The organism is Clostridium thailandense (assembly GCF_019207025.1).
Taxonomy (GTDB): Bacteria; Bacillota; Clostridia; order Clostridiales; family Clostridiaceae; genus Clostridium_AM; species Clostridium_AM thailandense.
The window spans coordinates 1-5,897 of the sequence record NZ_JAEEGC010000186.1; the positions used below are offsets into that span (position 1 = coordinate 1).

At 31.1% G+C, this 5,897-nt stretch carries 4 protein-coding genes; 3 read left to right on the forward strand and 1 reads right to left on the reverse strand.

Annotated elements, in window-relative coordinates; translation table 11 throughout:
• Positions 1-490 precede the first annotated feature (490 nt).
• Positions 491-1,345, reverse strand: coding sequence for a hypothetical protein (locus tag I6U48_RS27070; RefSeq protein WP_218323626.1), 855 nt, complete (start codon positions 1,343-1,345; stop codon positions 491-493).
• A 352-nt stretch (positions 1,346-1,697) separates the two neighbouring features.
• Between I6U48_RS27070 and I6U48_RS27075 the strand changes: the two genes are divergently transcribed.
• From I6U48_RS27075 to I6U48_RS27085, 3 genes are all read left to right on the forward strand, one after another.
• Positions 1,698-2,576, forward strand: a complete 879-nt coding sequence (locus I6U48_RS27075) for an amidohydrolase family protein (RefSeq protein ID WP_312891145.1) — start codon at positions 1,698-1,700, stop codon at positions 2,574-2,576.
• 280 nt (positions 2,577-2,856) lie between these two features.
• On the forward strand, positions 2,857-4,092 hold the full coding sequence (locus I6U48_RS27080) for an SGNH/GDSL hydrolase family protein (protein WP_218323628.1): 1,236 nt from the start codon (positions 2,857-2,859) through the stop codon (positions 4,090-4,092).
• Between the two features lie 318 nt (positions 4,093-4,410).
• On the forward strand, positions 4,411-5,661 hold the full coding sequence (locus I6U48_RS27085) for a multidrug effflux MFS transporter (protein WP_218323629.1): 1,251 nt from the start codon (positions 4,411-4,413) through the stop codon (positions 5,659-5,661).
• Positions 5,662-5,897: the final 236 nt, after the last annotated feature.

Genomic DNA, 5,897 nt, shown 5'->3' on the forward strand with positions numbered 1-5,897 from the left:
CACTTAACTTATGCTCCGGGAGATATTTACATTCTTCCGACACCATAAATACTTTTGATAAGTCTAAAGCTCAGTATTTTGAAAGTCTAAGAACCATTTATAAACTCGTACCTCAAACATATAAATGATTCTAAGACTTCCTAAAATACTGAGCTAAGACTTATAAGAAAAGTATTTAATGTGTCTTCCAGAATGTAAATATCTCCCTGCGTATAAGTTAAGTGTCTGTTGTGGGTATACAAGGAGGGTGTAAACATATTTCTAGAGGACAGAGGACATAGAACAGTGAAGGTAAGTTTTCTTCCTTATACTTGTCCTATGTCAATTGTCCTCTAAAAAATATTTAATTTGTGTTAACTGTTACCAATAAATATTTTTTATAAGTTAACTTTCTGGTTTGGTTATCTATATATAAAATATAAAGTATAATACATGTTTAATGCTTGGTGTTATAGATGCCAGCAAATTTATAACAATGCACTTCTATACATCAGAAAAAGTGGTAGGGGCATCTCCATCTCTTTAAGCATTTCTCCACGTCTATTGTTATAGGTTCCCATTGATTATTGGCAGTTTTAACAAACTGTTGGATTTCTACATCAGTTCCATTTGTAAGCTGAAAGAACTCAAATTTATATTCGCGTCCGTCAATACCGGAGGCATAAATATTTTTGACATATCCCTTTTGCTCAGTTGGATATCTCTTTTTAATAAGGCCGCACCAACCGCCGTAAACTGTATCTACATAAAGTTCTGCGTTATGTCTCCAACCATGATAAGCTGCACATAGAAAGTCTTGGCCTCTTAAATCTATATCAGAAATTTTATATTTACCATTTTGTTTTTCTATATATACAAATCCATAATAATAAGCAAAGCTTGTATTACCATTAACAGATGGTTCAATGGTTTCAATTTCTATAAAGTACTTATAAGTTCCTTTAGGTGTATTTTCATTAGTTACATTTTCAAGTTTAATTAAGTTAATGTGGCCTATATCCTTAAATAAACTAAGATAAGCTTTAAAATCTATAGTACTTTGATATTTTGAAGTAAGAAAGTTATATGCAATGGGATATGGTCCTTTGGCAAGTCCAATTGTTCCGCAGCCACCTGTAGAAATATTTTCGGCTTCTCTTAATATACTAAAATAATTTATAATTGTGTCTTTAGGGGAGTTAAATAGCCAATCTGGTAAAGTAATTTCATTGTAATTTTTATCAGAATATTTTTGCCAAAAGTCAGGATTAAAATCTTTGTTGTTTAATGCAGGAAGTGGTGAAGGCCTGAAATATTTTTCATTAAGGGCATCTCTGTAGAAACTAAAGTTTTTTCCGTAATTCAATATATACACTCCATAGTAATGCTAATCAATAATATTATATTCTTTACTTAGAAATTTTCTACTGTTTTCAAAGGATAACTGCGGAACTTTCTGCAATTGCTTCCAACGGTTATATTTAACATCTTAAAACATCTGCTACTTATTTGTGAAGTATAAAGGCTCATCCATGGACTCAAAATGAATATATATTGGAGAAGCTAATAGACTACTGATCTAGTAATAAATTAAAGTTACAATATGAAAAATGGGAAGTTATATGTGATATAATAAAAATTAAATATATATTTTGTGAAAAAGTATAGTACAGTAATGCCAGAGATTTATAGTATGCTTAAATTATAGTAAGAAGTAGGTGTTTTTATTGATAATTGATTCACATATACATATTGCAAATAATACTTTATTTAATAAAAAAGAATGGAGAAGTTCAACATTTGATTTTAAAACTAGTTGTATTACTAAGATTTTAAAGGATTATAAGAAACATAACATTCTTGCATTAAGAGACGGTGGTGATGGTATATTCGCCTCATGTATGGCTAGACAAATTGCAAAAGATGAGGGAATGGTATACAAGACTCCTATTTTTGCAATTAGTAAGAAAGATCACTATGGAGCATTTTTAGGAAGAGCCATTAGCGAAATAGAGGATTTTAAAAGAGAATTTAGTGTTTTAAAAGAAAATAAATTGGATCATCTTAAGCTTATACTGACTGGAATGGTTAACTTTGATAAGTTTGGTGATGTGGGAGAGGTCGCATTTACATATGAACAATTAGAGTACATGGTAAAAAGTGCAAAAGAATATGGAGTTCCAATAATGGTACACGCTAATGGATGTCAAGGAGTATCTGATGCAATAAGGGCAGGAGTTAACACTATAGAGCATGCATTTCTTATTTCTGATAGAGAGCTATATGGAATGGCAGAGAAAGAAATAGTATGGATTCCAACTCTTTCTCCTCTTGGAAATATACTTGATGCAAAAGATCCTAATTTAAAGGATCAATTGGATGTAATAAAAAGGGTATATGATATACAAATTAAAAACATAATAAAAGCTCATGAGATTGGCGTTAAGATTGCTCTTGGAAGTGATGCTGGTGCTTACCGTGTGGGGCATATTACCGGAATTTTTGATGAAATAAAACATTTTAATGACATAGGCTTTGATAAAGATACAGTCTTAAAAATGTGTGTTGAAAATGGTTCTAAGGCACTTAACTTATAGAGTATATAGTATTATTTTAAAGTATTTAGTCAATACCTTTAAATTAGGGTAGTAGAACTAATTGTAGAGTTTTATTTACAAAAAATTTTTGGATATAAGAGTTACAATAAACAAAAGAAGCGTTGAAATATAAGAATCAATGCTTTTTTATTTATAGTTATTTAACTTTTAATCATATTTAAATAAAGAATAGGAAGAATAGAAAAATAAATATTAATAAAAATATTAAACTAATTGCAGAGAAAATGCATAGATAGACTGAAAAATATAGGAGAGTAAAATGAAAAAGAAGTTTAAAAATACAATTTTTCTATTGTTTGCTATCTTAATAATTATAAGTTATTTATCTTCTTGTGATAAAAGAGTGGAATCTAATCATTGGATTGGCGCTTGGAATGCAGCTTCAACAGATTTTACTTTATTTAAAGTAAAATACAAAAACCAAACTATACGTACAATAGTGACATCGACCTTTAGAGGTTCAAAAGAGAGAATAAAAATTTCGAATGAATTTGGGATTGGGGCTTTGGAAATTGGAGAAGTCAGCTTTGCAGTAGTTAATCTTGACGGAAGTATTAACAAAGATTTATCAAAAGAAGTTACCTTCAACGGCAATCCAAATGTAACTATAGGAAAAGGAACTTTTGTATGGAGTGATCCTATTGAACTTGAAATAAAAAACTTGGATAAAATAGCTGTAAGCATTTATATTCCTAAGGAAGTTAAAAATATAACTGGCGGCTGTGGAGGTGCAGAAGCTTATTTTTCGCAGGAAGGTAATTTCATCAATGCCATTGATACTCACAAGAATTTTAAGTCTATAAGTGAGAATAGAATTCCTAAAGTAAGTCCCTTTTTTACAGCTATAGAAGTAATAACATCAAAAGAAAATGGATCGATTATTGCTTTTGGAGATTCGATAACTACTCTTGTATGGCCGGATTATCTTGCAAAAGAACTAAATTCTTCAAATATAAAAAATTTATCTGTAATTAGAGAAGCTATTGGTGGCAATAGAATTTTACATAATTCTGAAAGTGCTCTTCATGGATTATTTGGACCATCAGGAGTTTCAAGGTTTGAAAAAGCTATTACAGATCACCAGGGCGCAAAGTATGTGATTGTTTTAGAAGGAGTTAATGACATAATGCATACAGGACCAGGAGGGCCAGCTCCGAAGTCTGAAATTGTAAGCAAAGATCAAATAATTGATGGTTTTGAAAAATATATTGAATTGGCACATAAGCATAATCTGAAAATATATGGAGCAACAATTATGCCTTTTAAAGGATATGAAGTATATAGTGATGAACTTGATGTTAAACGTAGAGAAGTCAACGAATGGATTAGAAGTAATGGGAAATTTGACGGAATAGTTGATTTTGATAAGGCTACTCTTGATCCTAATAATCCTTTAAGACTATTACCAGAATACGATAGTGGAGATCATCTCCATCCAAATGATGCGGGAGGTGAAGCTATGGCAGAAGTTATTGATTTGAAATTCTTTAAATAAGCTATAGGGTTGAATGTTTATATTTACAGTATTCAAAGGTGCTTTATCATTATGTATAAGTTAGGTTTTTGTTTTTTAACATCATGTAAATAGACTTTTAAGTATATTTTATGATATGCTTTATTTTAGAGCATATTTCTAGACTTGACCTATGCATTAAAATGAATTTAGTAGACAATAATTTAAGGCTTGGAACATCTATATAAATGGGCAACATAGGGAAAATACATAAGTAGGACGAGATTATAAAAAGTAACGCATGGAAAGAGATTTATGCAGTCTTAGCAGATGGATAAAGTAATATGAGGGGGGAGCAATATGAATGATACAGGGTACAATAAGCAGAAATATTTAGGAAGTAAAGGACTAATAGCGTTTATAGGATTAATGAATGCGTTTATACCTCTTTCCACTGATTTATATTTACCGGCTTTGCCGACTATGAGTTCATATTTCGTAAGTAGTTCTGCAATAACTAATTTAACCTTAAGTGTATTTTTTCTTTTTTACGCAGTGGGAATTTTAATCTGGGGGCCTTTAAGTGATAAATATGGTCGTAAGCCTATACTTATTGTTGGAGCTATTATTTACATTATAAGTAGTGTTTCCTGTGCATTATCAACTAATGTGTATTTTCTTATTTTAGCAAGAGCAATGCAAGGAGTTGGTGCAGGTGGCATTACATCTGTTTCAGTCGCTATAATTAAGGATTGTTTTTCAGGGAAAAGAAGAGAAAGTATGCTTGCCATAACACAGTCAATTTCTGGACTTGCACCTATGATTGCACCAATTCTTGGTGCATGGATTCTAAAGTTTTCCAATTGGAGAGGTGTTTTTTGGAGTTTGGCAGTAGTTAGTATTATTAATTTAATATTAACCATTCTATACAAGGAAACCTTAAAAGAAGAGGAAAGATACACAGGAACTCTTATAGGTTCTATGGGACGACTTATTATAGTATCAAAAAATAAAAGTTTTTTTATACCAACAGTGATATTTTCGTTAAATGCATTACCCTTTATGGGGTATCTAGCACTTTCGTCTTATATTTATGTCGACTACTTCCACCTTAATGAACAAGTTTACAGTTATTTTTTTGCAGTAAATGCTCTTGTATCAATTTTAGGTCCAGTAATATATGTTAGATATTTAACTAACATTAGCAAAAAGATTTTTCCAATGGCATGCTTCGGACTAGCTCTTTTGAGCGGTGTACTTGTAATGTCAATTGGTACATTGTCACCCATAGCATTTGTATTATCCTTTATGATTATGTCATTGACATGTACAGCAATTAGACCTTTTAGTACGAATATTCTCTTTGAACAACAAAAAGGAGATACTGGGTCAGCATCTTCAGTTATTAATACATTATTTACAGTGTTAGGAAGCATAGGAATGGCGATAGCATCTATGCCATGGTCAAATATAGTAGTAGGATTGGGAATTTTAATAACAATTTTCTCTCTAGCACCGCTTATAGGCTGGTATGCATTTATGAAATCTAATATTCCTTGTATTGGAATAAAAGATATGGATTATAAATTAGGTAAGGATTATGTTGATTAGATAAAAAGAATTATGTTGTAGTTGCCTATATAGGTGTCCACGGCCGACAGTTAACTTATGCGACCGGATATATTTACATTTTTCCAGCACTATAAATACTTTTGACAAGTCTAAAGCATTTAAATGTGTCTTCCAGAATGTAAATATATCCCTGCGTATAAGTTAAGTGTCTGGTGTGGTTATCTAAACATCCACGGATGACATTTAAGTTATGCTGAGGATGTTTTGAACTCTAC

Excerpts from the sequence above, each read along its gene's own strand:
- I6U48_RS27080 (WP_218323628.1), top strand. The coding sequence starts at position 2,857 with ATGAAAAAGAAGTTTAAAAATACAATTTTTCTATTGTTTGCTATCTTA.
- I6U48_RS27085 (WP_218323629.1), top strand. The coding sequence starts at position 4,411 with ATGAATGATACAGGGTACAATAAGCAGAAATATTTAGGAAGTAAAGGA.